The sequence below is a fragment of the Stenotrophomonas sp. ZAC14D2_NAIMI4_6 genome, assembly GCF_003086875.1.
Lineage (GTDB): Bacteria > Pseudomonadota > Gammaproteobacteria > Xanthomonadales > Xanthomonadaceae > Stenotrophomonas.
In genome coordinates, this window is record NZ_CP025996.1 from 1,423,994 (window position 1) to 1,440,688 (window position 16,695).

Annotated in this window: 12 protein-coding genes; 7 read left to right on the forward strand and 5 right to left on the reverse strand. The window is 68.2% G+C overall.

Features of this window, described 5'->3' with window-relative positions; genetic code table 11:
• Positions 1-28: 28 nt before the first annotated feature.
• Entirely contained in the window at positions 29-907 is an 879-nt protein-coding gene (locus tag C1933_RS06500; RefSeq protein ID WP_108752603.1) for a tetratricopeptide repeat protein, read from the reverse strand.
• Positions 908-1,261: 354 nt separating this feature from the next.
• Here C1933_RS06500 and asnB point away from each other — a divergent pair, with 354 nt between their 5' ends.
• Together asnB and C1933_RS06510 are read left to right on the forward strand one after the other, a co-directional pair.
• Positions 1,262-2,953 (forward strand): asparagine synthase B, encoded by a 1,692-nt coding sequence (asnB, locus tag C1933_RS06505; protein ID WP_108752604.1) that lies wholly within the window; start codon positions 1,262-1,264, stop codon positions 2,951-2,953.
• A 68-nt stretch (positions 2,954-3,021) separates the two neighbouring features.
• Complete coding sequence (locus tag C1933_RS06510) at positions 3,022-4,416, forward strand: cation:proton antiporter (protein ID WP_108752605.1); 1,395 nt, start codon at positions 3,022-3,024, stop codon at positions 4,414-4,416.
• A gap of 188 nt (positions 4,417-4,604) precedes the next feature.
• Here the strand turns inward: C1933_RS06510 and C1933_RS06515 are convergent, their stop codons facing one another.
• The gene (locus C1933_RS06515; RefSeq protein WP_108752606.1) at positions 4,605-6,935 is read right to left on the reverse strand and encodes a penicillin acylase family protein; all 2,331 of its coding nucleotides are present in this window, start codon (positions 6,933-6,935) and stop codon (positions 4,605-4,607) included.
• 148 nt (positions 6,936-7,083) lie between these two features.
• Between C1933_RS06515 and bfr the strand changes: the two genes are divergently transcribed.
• The gene (gene bfr / locus C1933_RS06520) at positions 7,084-7,572 is read left to right on the forward strand and encodes a bacterioferritin (RefSeq protein WP_108749081.1); all 489 of its coding nucleotides are present in this window, start codon (positions 7,084-7,086) and stop codon (positions 7,570-7,572) included.
• A gap of 329 nt (positions 7,573-7,901) precedes the next feature.
• Here bfr and parC read toward each other — a convergent pair whose 3' ends face one another.
• A complete protein-coding gene (gene parC / locus C1933_RS06525) occupies positions 7,902-10,145 on the reverse strand; it encodes a DNA topoisomerase IV subunit A (protein ID WP_108752607.1) in 2,244 nt (747 codons plus the stop codon).
• A 59-nt stretch (positions 10,146-10,204) separates the two neighbouring features.
• Positions 10,205-11,113 (reverse strand): helix-turn-helix transcriptional regulator, encoded by a 909-nt coding sequence (locus tag C1933_RS06530; RefSeq protein ID WP_108749083.1) that lies wholly within the window; start codon positions 11,111-11,113, stop codon positions 10,205-10,207.
• Between the two features lie 146 nt (positions 11,114-11,259).
• On the opposite strand from C1933_RS06530, the gene C1933_RS06535 reads away from it, so the two are divergent.
• Genes C1933_RS06535 through emrB form a run of 4 tightly spaced genes read left to right on the forward strand, consistent with a single transcriptional unit; the run spans position 11,260 to position 15,993 of the window.
• A complete protein-coding gene (locus tag C1933_RS06535; RefSeq protein WP_108752608.1) occupies positions 11,260-11,718 on the forward strand; it encodes a MarR family transcriptional regulator in 459 nt (152 codons plus the stop codon).
• Positions 11,715-13,208 carry a multidrug efflux transporter outer membrane subunit EmrC gene (gene emrC, locus C1933_RS06540; protein ID WP_108752609.1) on the forward strand — a complete coding sequence of 498 codons (1,494 nt, stop codon included), beginning with the start codon at positions 11,715-11,717 and terminating at the stop codon, positions 13,206-13,208. The genes C1933_RS06535 and emrC overlap by 4 nt, the downstream gene beginning before the upstream one ends.
• A gap of 11 nt (positions 13,209-13,219) precedes the next feature.
• Positions 13,220-14,398 carry a multidrug efflux MFS transporter periplasmic adaptor subunit EmrA gene (gene emrA, locus C1933_RS06545; RefSeq protein WP_108749086.1) on the forward strand — a complete coding sequence of 393 codons (1,179 nt, stop codon included), beginning with the start codon at positions 13,220-13,222 and terminating at the stop codon, positions 14,396-14,398.
• Positions 14,399-14,406: 8 nt separating this feature from the next.
• Positions 14,407-15,993 (forward strand): multidrug efflux MFS transporter permease subunit EmrB, encoded by a 1,587-nt coding sequence (gene emrB, locus C1933_RS06550; protein WP_108749087.1) that lies wholly within the window; start codon positions 14,407-14,409, stop codon positions 15,991-15,993.
• Between the two features lie 137 nt (positions 15,994-16,130).
• Here the strand turns inward: emrB and C1933_RS06555 are convergent, their stop codons facing one another.
• Positions 16,131-16,502: a helix-turn-helix transcriptional regulator gene (locus C1933_RS06555; RefSeq protein ID WP_108752610.1), complete on the reverse strand. Its 372-nt coding sequence runs from the start codon at positions 16,500-16,502 to the stop codon at positions 16,131-16,133.
• Positions 16,503-16,695 lie beyond the last annotated feature (193 nt).

The window sequence follows — 16,695 nt, forward strand, 5'->3', positions numbered from 1 at the left end:
GCCGGCTTGGCCGTGCACAGCGCCGTCTCTATTCCGAAAAGTTGAACATCGGCGGCTCCACTGCGCGCTGCCAGTACGACGGTGCGGCCATGTAGAAGCGCTGTGCTTCGGCACGCGCGAACCAGGCCGCGGCGGCATCGCGGTCGCGCGGTACGCCCGGTGCGCCGCGGCCCAGCAGCAGGCCGGCGAAGTACTGGCCAAAGACATGGCCATGCTCGCCGGCCTGCTGGTACAGCTGCAGCGCCCGCGCGGGATCACGCGGCAGGCCGACGCCGCGCTCCAGCGCCGCGCCCAGGTCCACCTGGGCATCGGCATCGCCACGGGCAGCGCGCCGCTGCAGCCTCACCAGCTGCGGGTGCGGCGTGCCGTCCTGCGTTGCCAGTGCGGCCGGCAGTCCGGATGAGCGTGAGGGCAGGCGCTTGTAGACCATCTGCCGCAGGTCCCAGCGCAGCGCCTGCGCGGCGTCGCCACGCTGCCGGTAGGTCTGGGCCAGGTCGGCGAATGCATAGGGATTGCCATGCTGGGCGGCGGCCAGATACCAGCGCTCGCCACGTCGCCACGACGCGCGGATGGGCGGCGCGGTGACCACGTCGGGCGCCGTGCCGTGGCGCAGCGTGCCCTCGCTCCAGATCCGCCCCAGCGCTGCTTCGGCCCGCGTGTTTTGGAACGTCCACGGCTGCGCGGCGGCCGCCCGGGTGTACAGGTCCAGCGCACGTGGGTCATTGCGCACCTCGAAGTACTCGGCGGCGCTGAAAGCGCTCTCGAAGCGGCCATCGGCGGCCTCGCGTTCCCAGCTCGCGGCCAGTGCGGGCGGCGTGCGCGGCGCTGGGCTGCTACAGGCGCCCAGGGCCAGCGCACAGGCCAGAGCAAACAGGTGGGGCAGGGGGCGTCCAATGCGGTGTGGCATTCCAGTGATCGATCAATGGCGGGGCCGCAGTATGCCGTTGTGGCGCTGTCTGCGGCCTGCACTGGTTGCCGACGCAACTGTTGCACGGCCGCGGAAAGCGGGGTAGCTTCAATCCCATGTCGATCCGCCTGGCCACCGCCGTCAATACCAACCGCAATAATCTGCGCACGAATAATCGTGCGCGGCCGATGCGGGACTGCGCCCTGGGTAGATAGACAGCTTCATACGCCCGGACACCAGAAAACCCGCATCGGTCGATGCGGGTTTTTTTGTGCCCGGGCGCAGCCTGCCCGGGCCTGGTTGGCCGGTCGAACACCTTCCCCCCGTGTAATCCCCCACAACAGGAGCCCTCCCATGTGTTCGATCTTCGGCATCTTCGGCCTGCAGGCCGGTGACGATCTTCCCGCCCTGCGCCGCCACGCGCTGGAACTGTCGCAGCGGCAGCGCCACCGCGGCCCGGACTGGAGCGGGGTATACCTGGACGAAGGCGCACTGCTGGTGCACGAACGCCTGGCCATCGTCGATCCGGCCGGCGGTTCGCAGCCGCTGCTGTCGGCGGAAGGGCAGCTGGCGCTGGCGGTGAACGGCGAAATCTACAACCACCAGGCGCTGAAGGCGGGCCTGACCCAGCCCTACGACTTCCAGACCGGTTCGGACTGCGAGGTGATCAACGCGCTGTACCGCCAGGGCGGTGCGCCGGCGCAGTGGCTGGAGCAGATCAACGGCATCTTTGCCTTTGCCCTGTGGGACCGCGATGCCGGTCGCGTGCTGGTCGCCCGCGATCCGATCGGCGTGGTGCCGCTGTACTGGGGCCACGATGCCCAGGGCCGCTTGCGCGTGGCCTCGGAAATGAAGGCGCTGGTGGACACCTGTGCTGACGTGGCGCAGTTCCCGCCGGGCCATTACTACGACAGCGCCAGCGGCGAACTGGTCCGCTATTACCAGCAGCCGTGGCGCGACTACGCCGATGTGGAAGGGCGCCAGGCCGACCTGGCCGAGCTGCGCCAGGCCTTCGAACAGGCGGTGGAACGCCAGCTGATGAGCGATGTGCCCTACGGCGTGCTGTTGTCCGGTGGCCTGGATTCGTCGCTGGTGGCGGCGGTGGCCGCACGGTTTGCCCGCCGCCGCATCGAAGATGGCGGCCAGAGTGAAGCCTGGTGGCCGCGCCTGCACTCCTTCGCCATCGGCCTGCAGGGATCGCCGGACCTGGCCGCCGCCGCGGTGGCCGCCGAAGCGCTGGGCACCGTGCACCACGGTTTCGAATACACCTTCGAAGAAGGCCTGGACGTACTGCCGGAAGTGATCCGCCACATCGAAACCTACGATGTGACCACCATCCGCGCATCCACCCCGATGTTCCTGCTGGCACGGCGGATCAAGGCGATGGGGGTGAAGATGGTGCTGTCCGGCGAAGGCAGCGACGAGATCTTCGGCGGCTACCTGTACTTCCACAAGGCACCCGATGCGCGCGAATTCCACCAGGAACTGGTGCGCAAGCTCGATGCCCTGCACAACTACGACTGCCTGCGTGCCAACAAGTCGATGATGGCCTGGGGCGTGGAGCCGCGCGTGCCATTCCTGGACCGCCAGTTCCTGGACGTGGCGATGCGCTTCGATGCCGCCCACAAGATGGTCGGCGCCGGTTTCGGTGGCCGCCGCATCGAGAAGGCGGTACTGCGCGAGGCCTTCGATGGCTACCTGCCCGACAGCATCCTGTGGCGGCAGAAGGAGCAGTTCAGCGATGGCGTGGGTTACGGCTGGATCGACGGGCTGAAGGCGCATGCCGAAGCGCAGGTGAGCGACCGCGTGCTGGCGGCCGCCGACAAGCGCTTCCCGCACAACCCGCCGCAGACCAAGGAGGCGTACTACTACCGCCACCTGTTCGAGCAGTTCTTCCCCAGCCATGCCGCCGCGGAAACCGTGCCGGGCGGCAAGTCGATTGCCTGTTCGTCGCCGGCGGCCATCGCCTGGGATGCCAGCTTCGCCGCGGCCGCCGATCCGTCCGGCCGCGCCATCGCCGGCGTGCACGAACAGGCCCTGGCCTGAGCGATGACCGGTAGCGCCGGGCCATGCCCGGCGCAAGCAAGTATCATCGGCCCCCTGCGCATTGGGGAATGTTCATGGACGTACAGAACGGAGGCCACGCGCCGCCGATGAAATGGGGGTGGCGCTACCTGGCCTGGGCCGCGCTTCCGCTGCTGGCCGGCCTGTTGCTGGCCCGCTATGCCGGCCCGGGCGTGCCTGTGGCGGCGGCCAAGGCCGAAGCCGTGGTCGGCGCCGATTGGGCCCATCACCTGACCTCGCCGCTGGGGCTGTTCCTGCTGCAGCTGCTGGTGCTGCTGCTGGTGGCCAAGGGGGCCGGCGCGCTGCTCAAGCGCCTGGGGCAACCGGCGGTGATCGGTGAAATGGCGGCCGGCCTGATGATGGGGCCGCTGCTGCTGGGCAGTCTGCTGCCGCAGGTCCATGGCCTGCTGTTCCCGGCCGCGTCGCTGGGGCCGCTGGGCATGCTCAGCCAGTTGGGCGTGTTGATGTTCCTGCTGGTGGCCGGTGCCGAACTGGACCTGGGCGCACTGCGCGGGCGCCGCCGTTTTGCGTTCACCGTCAGCCACGCCGGCATTGCCGTGCCGTTCGTGCTGGGTGTGCTGCTGGCGGTATGGCTGTACCCGCAGCATGGGCCGCAGGGCGTGGGCTTCACCGCCTTCGCGCTGTTCGTGGGCGTGTCGATGAGCATCACCGCTTTCCCGGTGCTGCTGCGCATCCTGGCCGACCGCGGCATCACCCACAGCCCGCTGGGGCAGACCGCCATTGCCTGCGCTGCACTGGGCGATGCCACGGCGTGGTGCCTGCTGGCATTGATCGTGGCTGCCGCGCAGGCCACCGGCTGGCTGACGGCCAGCCTGAACCTGGTGTGCGTGGTGCTGTTCGTGGCGATCATGCTGGGCGTGGTGAAGCCCTGGTTCGCGCGCCAGCAGATTGTTGCCGGGCGCGAGGGGCGCTGGTTGCTGGGCATCCTGCTGCTGGCCCTGGCCAGCGCGCTGGTGACCGAAATGCTGGGTATCCATGCCTTGTTCGGTGCGTTCGCCGCCGGCGTGGCGGTGTCGTCCAACGAGCAGCTGCGGCACCTGCTGATGGCGCGGGTGGAACCGTTCGCGGTGACCCTGCTGCTGCCGCTGTTCTTCGCCATGACCGGCCTGCGCATGCGCGCCGATGCGCTGCAGACCCAGGACATCCTGCTGTGCGTGGTGGTGATTGCGGTGGCCACGGCGGGCAAGCTGCTGGGCACCTTCAGTGCCGCGCGCAGCACCGGCATGCCCAGCCGCGAGGCCTGGCGCCTGGGCGCGCTGATGAACACCCGCGGCTTGATGGAGCTGATCGTGCTGAACCTGGGCTACGAACTGGGCCTGCTGGGCGATCGCTTGTTCGCGGTGCTGGTGATCATGGCGCTGGTGACCACCGCGATGACCGGGCCACTGCTGAACCTGATCGAGCGCCGCCGCACCGCGCGGTAGCTTTTGTAGAGTCGAGCCATGCTCGACTTCCGCTCTTGTAGAGTCGAGCTTGCTCGACTGAACCAGAACCAGCCGAGCATGGCTCGGCTCTACAACAAAAGCAGTCGAGCAAGCTCGACTCTACGTTCAAAGCAGTCGAGCAAGCTCGACGCTACGTTCAAAGCAGTCGAGCAAGCTCGACGCTACGGTTACCTGGCTGGCACCAGGGTCATGGTGTGCTGCGCGGGGCCCGGCAGGAACGGGGTCGGGCGGCCGTGTACCCAGTCTTCGTGGCCGGCGCCCCAGTACGGTGACAGCGGGTGCCCGCTCTGCCCGCCGGGCATGTGCACGATGCCGTCGGCTTCGTGACCGGGCGACACCACCATGCGCTGCGATGCGCCGAAGTTCGGCCCCTGCACGCGCGGCATGTCACGGTCGCCGGGCAGCGGATCGGCTGGCATGCACAGCCAGCGCTGAGCGAAGGCGGGCAGGGCGCGCGCCACCGGCTGGCAGATCGCCGCGGTGTTGCGTTCGCCCCAGGTGCGCTCCTGCAGCGGCCCTTGCTGCGACAGGTCGGCCTCCAGTTCGCGTGCGGCCGTGGCCAGCAGGTCATCCCAGCTGGCCACGCCCGGCGGCAGCAGATTCGCCGGGCGCTGTTCCAGCATCGGCCAGACCACGCCTTCCAGCTGCGCCAGCCGTGGCGGCAGGAAGTCATCGCCCAGCTGCGCCTTGGCCGGTGCCAGCAGGGCGCCTTCCACGGCATCGAGCACCTTGCCGCGGAAGCCGCGGGTGATGCGATAGCTGACTGAATCCACCGATGCGCGGCCATCCCAGTGCGCGTTGGACGCATGCAGCCGCTGCAGCGCAGGATCGTTGCTGGCGGCGGTCACCTCCTGCAGCAGCGCCCACCAGCGCTGCAGGAATACCGCCCGATCATCCAGCTGGATGGCCAGCAGCGCGTGTTCGTCGAAGCGATCGCGCGCGACCAGCAGGTCGCGGATCTGCTGGCCCCGTGCGCCCAGGTCGTAGCCGCCATTGCCGACGGTGGCCAGTCGCTGCTCATCCACTACCCGGCTGTTGGCGGTCCACAGCCGATGCTCAGGCGGGTCGATCAGCGCCGGAGCGGCATCGCTGCGGATGCCCCAGGGCGCGCAGTCGGGCGTGTCCAGGTTGTCGTTGAATCCCTGTGGCAGGCAGCCCAGGCCGCGGTCGGGCCGCGCGCCCACCAGGCGCCAGGCGATACGCCCGCTGCGATCGGCAATGACCAGGTTCTGCGCCGGAATGCCGGCGTGGTCGGCCACCTGCAGCGCCTGCTGCAGCGTGCCAGCGCGGGCCATATCGGCGAAATCCATGCGCACCGCACCCGGCAGCTGCGCGACCCAGCGCAGCGCGTCGCCGCTGCCGTCTGCATGGGTGTGCACGATCGGCCCCCAGGCGCTTTCGCGCACCGGGAAGCGGACCGGCGCCTGCCCAGCCACGTCGATGCGTTCTTCGTGCACGGTCACGGCCGCATCGGCCGGTTCGCGGCGGAAGTCGGCGGTGTCGATGTAGCTGTTGGTGAAGCCCCAGGCCACGTGGCCGTTGCTGCCCACGATCACCGCCGGCACGCCCGGCAGCGAGAAGCCGCTGATGTCGACCCGGCCGCCCGGTGCACCGGGATCGGGATAGCGCAGCCGCACGCGGAACCAGAGCGCCGGCGCGCGCAGGCCCAGATGCATGTCGTCGGCCACGATGGCGCGGCCGTCGCGGGTCAGCGTGCCATCCACGGCGAAGTTGTTGCTGCCCACGGCATCGGCGTCCGCCGCGCCGGTGGCGGGCACGGCGGCAAGCGTGCGCAGGTCCAGCTGGGTGGCATCGGGCAGGGCCGCGTTGCCGCGCGGTTCGCCCAGCAGCGGTGCATCCCACTGGCTGCCGTCGTGGGCCAGCAGCGCGTACAGCGCCGGCGGCACCGCCGCGCGGATGCGCGCCAGCGCCAGTTCGTTCTGGTTGGCCGGGTCCTGCAGGTCGGCATACATGGCCAGCCCGGCCAGCACGCTGTCGCTTGCCTGCCAGGGCTGTGGCGCCTGGCGCAGCAGCAGGTAGGCCCACGGCCGCACCGGCAGCGCGGCCAGCCCTTCGTTCACGCCGGCCACGTAGGCCTGCACCACGGCCGGCTGGCTGCCCAGCGCCTGCGCAAGATGGGCGTCGGTGCGCGCGCGCAGGCGATGCACGCGCATGCGCTTGTCGGCCTCGATGGCCGCCGGCCCGAACAGGGCAGACAGCTCGCCGGCGGCACTGCGCCGCATCAGGTCCATTTCGAAGTAACGCTCCTGCGCGTGCACGCGGCCCAGTGCGCGCATGGCGTCGGTCTGGTTGCCCGCGGTGATGGTGACCACGCCCCGCGCGTCGCGCTCCACGCTGACGGCCGCGGACAGGCCCGGCAGGGCACGTTCGCCGTCCAGCTCGGCCAGGCTGCCGCGCAGCAGCAGCCAGATCGCCAGGCTGGCCAGTACCACCAGGGCCAGCACACACCACAACAACCGCAGCAGCCAACGACGCATGGACAGGGCCCGTGAGCAGGTGAACCCCGATTCTAGCCACAGCCGGTGACCGGCCGCATCGCGAGCGCAACTGCGACTGATTCTGATTAGATCACCGTGATTTCAGATGGGGCACCATGGGCGCCATCGATTCACAGGAGCTCCCCCCATGAAAGGCAATCCGGACGTCATCGCCTGCCTGAAGGAACTGCTGCGCGGCGAACTTGCTGCCCGCGACCAGTACTTCATCCATTCCCGCCGCTACGAGGACCAGGGCCTGTTCGCGCTGTACGAACGCCTGAACCACGAGATGGAAGAGGAAACCCAGCACGCCGATGCCCTGCTGCGCCGCATCCTGTTCCTGGGTGGCGACCCGGACATGCGCCCGCACGCCAGCGAGCCGGGCAAGACCGTGGAAGAGATGCTGCAGAAGGACCTGGACACCGAGTACGCCGTGCGCAACAACCTGGCGGCCGGCATGAAGCTGTGCGAGGAGAACGGCGATTACGTCAGCCGCGACATCCTGCTGGCACAGCTGAAGGACACCGAAGAAGACCACGCCTGGTGGCTGGAACAGCAGCTGGGTCTGATCAAGCGCATCGGCCTGGAGCTGTACCAGCTGAGCAAGATCGAAAGCGGCGGCGCCCCGGCGCATTGATCCGCAGGTGGCGCCGGGCCATGCCCGGCTGCTTCGCTTCATGTAGAGCCGAGCCATGCTCGGCTGCTGTTGGATCCGAGTCGAGCATGGCTCGACTCTACAACGTTCTGTCGCCCGCCAGCACTGGAGCATCGCGCGCCCGCTTTCGCCAGCCAGCCGCTCCGCCGCCCGCCAGCCGACAAACGAAATAGCCGGGGAATGCCCCGGCTTTTTCGTGTCTGCTGGCCGCCGGGGCGTGTCAACCAAGGTTGACACCTACCGAAGCGGCGCGGTGGCCGGGGCCGGGGTCAGAGCCCTTTCCCGTGGAAAGGGATCCGACCCCGTGCGCGTTACTCGACCGACAGGCCTTCGACCTTCTGCCAGCCGCGCGGCAGCAGGTGGCCGCGGGTGGCGCGGGCGCCCAGGTAGGCTTCCAGTTCGTTGAACTTCAGGCCCATGGTGCGCTGGCCACTGCGCACCTGCAGGGTCTGCCCCGGGCTGATGGCCACCACGGCCACCACGCGTTCGGTGGCGAGCTTGGCCTTGGGGATCTCGATGATCTTGTTGCCCTTGCCCTTGTCCAGTTCCGGCAGGTCGCTGGCGGTGATCGCCAGCAGGTTGCCCGAGCTGGTGACCGCCACGATGCGGTCGGTGGCCACGTTGGCCACCACCGCCGGGGTCAGTACCGACGAGCCGGCCGACAGGTTCAGCATGGCCTTGCCGGCCTTGTTGCGGCCGATCAGGTTCTCGAAGCGGGTGACGAAGCCGTAGCCGTGGGTGGACGCCAGCACGAAGCGGGTGTCCGGTTCGGCGCTGGCCAAGGTGACGAAGCTGGTGCCCGGCGCCGGCGAGAAGCGGCCGGTGAGCGGTTCACCATTGCCGCGCGCCGAGGGCAGGGTATGCACCGGCGTGGAATAGGCGCGGCCTTCGCTGTCCAGGAACGCGACCTGCTGGGTGCTGCGTGCGCGCACGGCGCCCTGCAGGGCGTCGCCATCGCGGTAGGACAGGGCGGACGCATCGACGTCGTGGCCCTTGGCGGCTCGGATCCAGCCCTTCTCCGACAGCACCACGGTCATCGGCTCGCTGGGCACCAGCTCGGTTTCGTCGATGGCCTGCGCGGCCTGGCGCTGCACCAGCGGCGAACGGCGCGCGTCGCCGAACTTCTTGGCATCGGCCTGCAGCTCGTCGCGGATCAGCTTCTTCAGCTTGGCCTTGCTGTCCAGGATGCTGAGGATCTTCTCGCGTTCCTTGGCCAGCTCGTCCTGCTCGCCGCGGATCTTCATTTCTTCCAGGCGGGCCAGCTGCTTCAGCTTGGTTTCCAGGATGTACTCGGCCTGGTCTTCGGACAGCCCGAAGCGCGCGATCAGCGCCGCCTTCGGTTCGTCCTCGGTACGGATGATGTGGATCACCTCGTCCAGGTTCAGGAACGCCACCAGCAGGCCTTCCAACAGGTGCAGGCGGCGCTCGACCTTCTGCAGGCGGTGCTGCAGGCGGCGGGTGACGGTGCTGCTGCGGAATGCCAGCCACTCGCTCAGCAGGGTCTTCAGGTTCTTCACCTGCGGACGCCCGTCCAGGCCGATCACGTTCAGGTTTACGCGGTAGCTGCGCTCCATGTCGGTGGTGGCGAACAGGTGGCCCATCAGCTGTTCGGCGTCCACGCGGTTGGAACGCGGCACCAGCACCACGCGCACCGGGTTGGCGTGGTCGGATTCATCGCGGATGTCTTCCAGCCACGGCAGCTTCTTGGCGCGCATCTGCGCGGCGATCTGTTCGATCACCTTCGACGGCGACACCTGGAACGGCAGCGCGGTCACCACGATGTTGTTGGCTTCCTTGGTGAAGGTCGCACGTGCACGCACGCTGCCGTTGCCGGTTTCGTACATGTTGCGCAGGTCGTTGGCCGCGGTGATGATCTCGGCGTTGGACGGATAGTCCGGGCCCTTCACGTGTTCGCACAGGTCGCGCACGCTGGCGTCGGGATCGTCCAGCAGGTGCAGCAGGGCGCTGACGATCTCGTTGAGGTTGTGCGGCGGCACGTCGGTGGCCATGCCCACGGCAATGCCGGTGGTGCCGTTCAACAGCAGGTGCGGCAGCCGCGCCGGCATCCAGGTCGGTTCCTGCAGCGTGCCGTCGAAGTTCGGCGCCCAGTCGGTGGTGCCCTGGCCCAGCTCGCCCAGCAGCACTTCGGCGATCGGGGTCAGCTTGGATTCGGTGTAGCGCATGGCCGCGAACGACTTCGGGTCGTCGCTGGAACCGAAGTTGCCCTGGCCTTCGATCAGCGGGTAGCGGTACGAGAACGGCTGGGCCATCAGCACCAGTGCTTCGTAGCAGGCGCTGTCGCCGTGCGGGTGGTACTTACCGATGACGTCACCGACGGTACGCGCGGACTTCTTCGGCTTGGACGCGGCGTTCAGGCCCAGCTCGCTCATCGAATAGATGATGCGGCGCTGCACCGGCTTCAGGCCGTCGCCGATGAACGGCAGGGCGCGGTCCAGGACCACGTACATGGAGTAGTCGAGGTAAGCGCGTTCGGCGTACTCGCGCAGCGGCAGTTGTTCGAAACCGTGGAACACGGGGCGGGCAAGTTCGGTCATGCGGCGTTGTTACCTATGTCGGGAGGCGAAGACGGCGGTCGGCGCTCTCAATACGCTGATTATCCGGATGCGGCGGGGGATGCCAAGCCGCGCGCGGGGTCCAGGGTCGATTCCAGGCCATTGCCGACCCGCGCCAGGTAGCGCCCGGGGGGCAGGCCGAAGTGGCGGCGGAACACGGTGACGAAGGCGCTGGCGCTGCTGAAACCCAGTGCGTGGGCGATATCGGCCACGCTGTGGCCCTCGCTCAGCCGGCGCAGGGCCTCGGCCAGCCGCGCCTGCTGCCGCCACTGGGCGAAGCTGAGGGTGGTCTCGTCGCGGAAGTGCCGGGTCAGGCTGCGCGGCGACAGCCCGGCCCAGTGTGCCCAGTCGGCCAGGCTGCGCTCGTCGGACGGTTCGGCCAGCAGCTGCGAGGCGATCTTCAGCAAGCGCCGGTCACGCGGCATGGGCAGGTGCATGCGCTGGCGGGGCGCGTTGCGGATCTCATCCAGCATGACCTGGATGATGTGGCGGCGGTCCTCGCTGCCTTCGTATTCCAGCGGCCACTCACAGATGCGCTCGGCCACCGCCTGGGCCAGCCGTGACAAGCCCAGCACGCAGGGGTCGGCGGGCAGGTCGCTGCACAGGGGCGCGGCCAGGGCCATGCCCCAGCCGCGCATCGGCCCGTCCAGGCTGACCGTGTGGGCTTCCAGCGGCGGCATCCAGCCGGCCGAACCCGGCGCCAGCGACCAGGTGCCGTGCGAGGTGCGGGTGGTCAGCAGGCCGCGTTCCACGCAGATCAGCTGCGCCCGCGCATGGTGGTGCCAGTCCACTTCACGGGCCAGGCCCTGTGGGCTGTCGAAGCGGAAGGCGATGATCGGCGGGCCATCGTTGCGCTCGAACCAGTCCAGCGCCACCTCGCGCAGCAGGGTGGGTGGGCCCGGTTCACCGGCGTTCACGCGCGCCGGGGGTGGCTGGAATGTGACATTCATTGGCTGGATTGTACTACCGGGCCAGCCAAGAGGCCCATTAAGGTGTGCGCCTTCATCGAATCCAGCCCATTGCTGCAACACAGCATTTGATGCCAGATCGAATATTTCCATTGAGAAATATTTTTTTTGGAAGAAAATGCTCTCCCATGATCTGTCCTCCCACGACCCCGGCCGGCTTCGGCCCCCCCAGCTTTGGCCTGCTGCTGCGCCAGGTGCGCGACGGCCTGGTCCGCCAGCTCGATGCGTCCATGGCCGAAGAAGACCTCGGCATCGGCTTCACCCATTACATCGGCCTGAAGCTGCTGGCGCGCATGGCCCCGTGCACGGCCAACGAACTGGCCCAGGCCATCGACCAGGTGCCCAGCGCGGTGACCCGCCTGCTGGACAAGCTGGAAGCGCTGGGCTGCGTGCGCCGCGAGCCGCATGCGCAGGACCGCCGGGCGCTGCAGATCGTGCTGACCGATGAAGGCCGCGCCCTGTGGGCACGGCTGCAGAAGCGCGGCGACGCGGTGATGGATTTCGCCCTGCGCGATCTGTCCGCTGACGAACGCGCGCTGTTGTTGTCCCTCCTGACCCGTATCCGCGATTCCCTGACGACCCCATGAACCCGATCCCGTCCCTTACTCTCCGCCGGTCCGGGCGTGCGCTGCTGGTATCTGCGCTGGCCCTGGCCCTGGCCGCCTGCGCCAGCAGCCGCGGCCTGACCCCGCAGGGCCACGTCCTGGACGTGGACAGCCTGCACAGCGAACGCACCCTGGCCGACAGCGACCTGAGCGCGGCCGGCTTCCCCGCCCAGGACTGGTGGAAGGCCTTCGGTGACGCGCAGCTGGATGCGCTGATTGCCGAAGGGCTGGCCAGCCACCCCAGTCTGGACGCGGCCGACGCGCGCCTGCGCCAGGCCCAGTCGCAGGTCGGCACCGCACGTGCTGATCGCCTGCCCAGCCTGTCGGTGTCCGGTGGCTACACCGGTGTGCGCCTGCCCGAATCGATGGTGGGCGATGAAGTGGGCGGCCATTACGGCGGCAGCGGCCAGGTCGCCTTCGATTTCAGCTACGGCATCGACCTGTGGGGCGGCAAGCGCGCCGCCTGGGAAGCGGCCGTGGATGGCGCACACGCGGCCACCGTCGACGCGCAGGCGGCACGCCTGAACCTGTCCACCGGCATTGCCCAGGCCTACGCCGAACTGGCCTATGCGTGGCAGCTCAACGATGTGGCCGAGGAAGAACTGGCGCGTTCGCAGAAGTCGCTGGAGCTGACCCGCCAGCGCCGCCGCGCCGGCATCGACAGCGACCTGCAGGTGCGCCAGGCCGAGGCCCGCGTGCCGGCCGCGCAGCAGCAGCTGCAGGCCGCCCAGCAGCGTATCGACGCCGGCCGCACCGCACTGGCCGCGCTGGTCGGCAAGGGCCCGGACCGTGGCCTGTCGATCGAACGCCCGCAGCCGCTGAACCCGCTCGCCCTGCAGTTGCCGGGCGTGCTGCCCAGCGAGCTGCTGGGCCGTCGCCCGGACATCGTCGCCGCGCGCTGGCGCGTGGAAGCGGCCGACAAGCAGATCAAGGTGGCCAAGACCAAGTTCTACCCGAGCTTCAACCTGACCGCGCTGGCCGGCGTGGTGGCGCCGAACGTGGGTGACCTGCTGCAGAGCAGTTCCACCTTCGCTTACATCGGCCCGGCGCTGAGCCTGCCGATCTTCGAAGGCGGCAAGCTGCGCGCGAACCTGGCCAACACCGATGCGCAGTACGACCTGGCCGTGGCCAACTACAACCAGGCCGTGCTGGATGCGCTGCGCGACGTGGCCGACCAGGTCAACGCGGTGCGCTCGCTGGGCCAGCAGGCGCAGTCGCAGCAGCAGGCGGTGGATACCGCCCGTGCCGCCTTCGATATCGCCCAGCAGCGCTACCGCGCCGGCATCGGCAGCTACCTGGACGTGCTGAGCGCGCAGTCCACCCTGCTGCAGTCGCAGCAGCAGCTGGCCGGCCTGCAGTCGCAGCAGGTGCAGACCTCGGTGCGCCTGAGCAAGGCGCTGGGTGGTGGTTTCCAGCCCAGCGACGCCGACCGCGCACCGGTCGCCTCCCATTCCGATTCCTCGCATTCCTGAAGATTCCTGCCATGAGCCAGACCCAGACTCCTGCGGCACCCGCCGCCCCCAACCGCCGCGGCAACCTGCTGCGCGGCCTGTTCGTGATCGTCGTGCTGCTGCTTGCGGCACTGGCGCTGTGGTACTTCATGTTCGGTCGCTGGTTCGAAGAAACCGACGACGCCTACGTGCAGGGCAACCTGGTGCAGATCACCCCGCTGGTGCCCGGCACCGTGGTCGCCATCAATGCCGATGACGGCATGCGCGTGGAGCGCGGCCAGCTGCTGGTGCAGCTGGATCCGGCCGACACCTCGGTGGCGCTGCAGCAGGCCGAAGCCAACCTGGCCAAGACCGTGCGCCAGACCCGTGGCCTGTACCGCAGCGTGGAAGGTGCCCAGGCGGACTTGAACGCCCGCCAGGTGACCCTGAAGCGCGTGCGCGAAGACTTCGCCCGCCGCAAGGACCTGGCCGCCACCGGCGCCATTTCCAACGAAGAACTGGCCCACGCCCGCGACGAGCTGGCCGCCGCCGAAGCGGCCGTGGCCGGTTCGCGCGAGACCGTCGAGCGCAACCGCGCGCTGGTCGATGACACCGTGATCGCCACCCAGCCGGACGTGCAGGCGGCCGCCGCGCAGCTGCGCCAGGCCTTCCTCAACAACGCCCGCGCCGGCATCGTTGCGCCGGTGACCGGCTACGTTGCCCGTCGTTCGGTGCAGGTGGGCCAGCGCGTGCAGCCGGGCAATGCCCTGATGGCCGTGGTGCCGACCGAGCAGATGTGGGTGGAAGCGAACTTCAAGGAAACCCAGCTGCGCCACATGCGCCTGGGCCAGGAAGTGGAGCTGAAGTCGGACCTGTATGCCGGTGATGTGAAGTACACCGGCCGCATCCAGAGCCTGGGCCTGGGCACCGGTTCGGCGTTCTCACTGCTGCCGGCGCAGAATGCCAGCGGCAACTGGATCAAGATCGTGCAGCGCGTGCCGGTGCGCATTGCCATCGATGCCAAGCAGCTGGCCGAACACCCGCTGCGCATTGGCCTGTCGATGAAGGCCGAAGTGAGCCTGCGCGACCAGAAGGGTGAAGTGCTGCCGACCGCTGCCGCCAAGGGCACCGTGTTCGACACCGATGTGTATGCCAAGCAGTTGCACGATGCCGACGAGGTGATCCATACGATCATCCAGGGCAACCTGCCGCAGCAGGCCAAGGCGAGCTGAGGTCGGCCATGTCCGCACAAGCTCCAGCCGCGCCCGGAACGCCGGGCGCACCGGCGGCGCCGGGTGCGGCCGCCGGATTCCTGCCGCCCAGCGTGGCCCTGTGCACCGTGGGCCTGGCGATGGCCTCGTTCATGCAGGTGCTCGACACCACCATCGCCAACGTTTCGCTGCCCACCATCGCCGGTAACCTGGGCGCCAGTTCGCAGCAGGCTACCTGGGTCATCACCTCGTTCGCGGTCAGCACGGCCATCGCGCTGCCGCTGACCGGTTGGCTCAGCCGTCGCTTCGGTGAGCGCAAGCTGTTCATCTGGGCCACGCTGGCCTTCGTCATCACCTCGCTGCTGTGCGGCCTGGCGCAGAGCATGGGCATGCTGGTGGTATCGCGTGCCCTGCAGGGCTTCGTGGCCGGCCCGATGTACCCGATCACCCAGTCGCTGCTGGTGTCGATCTATCCACGCGAGAAACGTGGGCAGGCGCTTGCCCTGCTGGCGATGATCACCGTGGTGGCGCCGATCTGCGGCCCGATCCTGGGCGGCTGGATCACCGACAACTACAGTTGGGAATGGATCTTCCTGATCAACGTGCCGCTGGGCATCTTCGCCGCGCTGGTGGTGGGCAACCAGTTGAAGGGCCGCCCGGAGCAGATTGAAAAGCCGAAGATGGACTACGTCGGCCTGGTCACCCTGGTGATCGGTGTGGGCGCGCTGCAGCTGGTGCTGGATCTGGGCAACGACGAAGACTGGTTCGCGTCGACCAAGATCGTAGTGCTGGCCTGCGTGGCGGTGGTGGCGTTGGCGGTGTTCCTGATCTGGGAACTGACCGACAAGGACCCGATCGTCGACCTGAAGCTGTTCCGTCACCGCAACTTCCGCGCCGGTACGCTGGCGATGGTGGTGGCCTACGCGGCGTTCTTCAGCGTGTCGCTGCTGATCCCGCAATGGCTGCAGCGTGACATGGGCTACACCGCCATCTGGGCGGGCCTGGCCACGGCGCCGATCGGCATCCTGCCGGTGATCATGACCCCGTTCGTTGGCAAGTACGCCTCGCGCTTCGACATGCGGATGATCGCGTCGTTTGCGTTCGTGTTCCTGTCCTTCACCAGCTTCATGCGCTCGGACTTCAACCTGCAGGTGGACTACGCACACGTGGCCGGCGTGCAGCTGATCATGGGTATTGGCGTGGCGCTGTTCTTCATGCCGGTGCTGCAGATCCTGCTGTCGGACCTGGACGGTCGCGAGATCGCGGCGGGCTCTGGCCTGGCCACCTTCCTGCGTACCTTGGGTGGCAGCTTCGCCGCATCGTTGACCACGTGGTTGTGGGCGCGGCGTACCCAGGTGCACCACGCCGACCTGACCGAACACATCTCGGCCTACCAGCCGGGCATGCAGGACCAGGTGACCGCGATGGGGCAGGGCGACCTGCAGCATGGCGCCGCGGTGCTCAACAACATGATCAACCACCAGGCCTCGCAGATGGCGTTCAACGACATCTTCTACCTGCTGGGTTGGACCTTCCTGGCGATCATCGCGTTCCTGTGGCTGGCCAAGCCGCCGTTTGGCGCCGGTGCCGGTGCCGCGTCTGCTGGCGGCCATTGATCGTGCGATTCGTAACATGAAAGAACCCGCCGCATGGCGGGTTTTTTCTTGGCGTTCTCTTGGGCGTGGCGTAGCGCACGGGCCGGGCACGTGCGTGCGGGACTCGCCGCACATCGGCCATCAGCCATGAGCGCTGTTCAGGTGCCCACATTCGACAGGCCGCACCGACGTTCCATCCAATGGACAGCTCGCAGCAGCTCCTGCTGAGGCAGCGATCGAAATGCATGCAGAACGCGCATTTCCAGTGGATCGTGGATCATCTCGACCTCGGCCGGAGGCGCTGCGTCCGGCTCCACCACTCCAGGGGCTCCACGCCCAGTGGCCAGCCATTCGAATGACACGCCGGTAACCACTGCAAGACGCAGTATGCGGTCCGTTGCAGGTCGCCCTCGTGCAGTGCCTTCCCAGTTCGCGATCGCGGTTCGTGTCACGCACAGTCGCTGCGCCAGCGCCTGCTGCGTCATTCCCGCGCTGAGGCGGGCTATCCGCACCCTCCTTGAAAAATGCATGACCTACCTTCCATCCATGAAAAGCGAGGTGAACAGAAATATCGCTCCGCTGCAGCTTAGTCAAGACGGCAGGCGGAAGAGTGCCTCAGCCAGCTCACCGAGACGAGAATCCGCGATCAGTTCAAACAATCCGCCCGCCCGCCTTGGCGTCCGCTGGGTGAGCAACTCTGACCATCTGTGTCTCGCACTACGC

What these genes read in the sequence shown, in the direction of transcription:
- parC (WP_108752607.1), bottom strand. Translation starts at nt 10,145, where the DNA reads ATGACCGAACTTGCCCGCCCCGTGTTCCACGGTTTCGAACAACTGCCG.
- asnB (WP_108752604.1), top strand. Translation starts at nt 1,262, where the DNA reads ATGTGTTCGATCTTCGGCATCTTCGGCCTGCAGGCCGGTGACGATCTT.
- C1933_RS06530 (WP_108749083.1), bottom strand. Translation starts at nt 11,113, where the DNA reads ATGAATGTCACATTCCAGCCACCCCCGGCGCGCGTGAACGCCGGTGAA.
- bfr (WP_108749081.1), top strand. Translation starts at nt 7,084, where the DNA reads ATGAAAGGCAATCCGGACGTCATCGCCTGCCTGAAGGAACTGCTGCGC.
- C1933_RS06535 (WP_108752608.1), top strand. Translation starts at nt 11,260, where the DNA reads ATGATCTGTCCTCCCACGACCCCGGCCGGCTTCGGCCCCCCCAGCTTT.
- C1933_RS06500 (WP_108752603.1), bottom strand. Translation starts at nt 907, where the DNA reads ATGCCACACCGCATTGGACGCCCCCTGCCCCACCTGTTTGCTCTGGCC.
- emrB (WP_108749087.1), top strand. Translation starts at nt 14,407, where the DNA reads ATGTCCGCACAAGCTCCAGCCGCGCCCGGAACGCCGGGCGCACCGGCG.
- C1933_RS06515 (WP_108752606.1), bottom strand. Translation starts at nt 6,935, where the DNA reads ATGCGTCGTTGGCTGCTGCGGTTGTTGTGGTGTGTGCTGGCCCTGGTG.
- emrC (WP_108752609.1), top strand. Translation starts at nt 11,715, where the DNA reads ATGAACCCGATCCCGTCCCTTACTCTCCGCCGGTCCGGGCGTGCGCTG.
- emrA (WP_108749086.1), top strand. Translation starts at nt 13,220, where the DNA reads ATGAGCCAGACCCAGACTCCTGCGGCACCCGCCGCCCCCAACCGCCGC.
- C1933_RS06510 (WP_108752605.1), top strand. Translation starts at nt 3,022, where the DNA reads ATGTTCATGGACGTACAGAACGGAGGCCACGCGCCGCCGATGAAATGG.
- C1933_RS06555 (WP_108752610.1), bottom strand. Translation starts at nt 16,502, where the DNA reads ATGCATTTTTCAAGGAGGGTGCGGATAGCCCGCCTCAGCGCGGGAATG.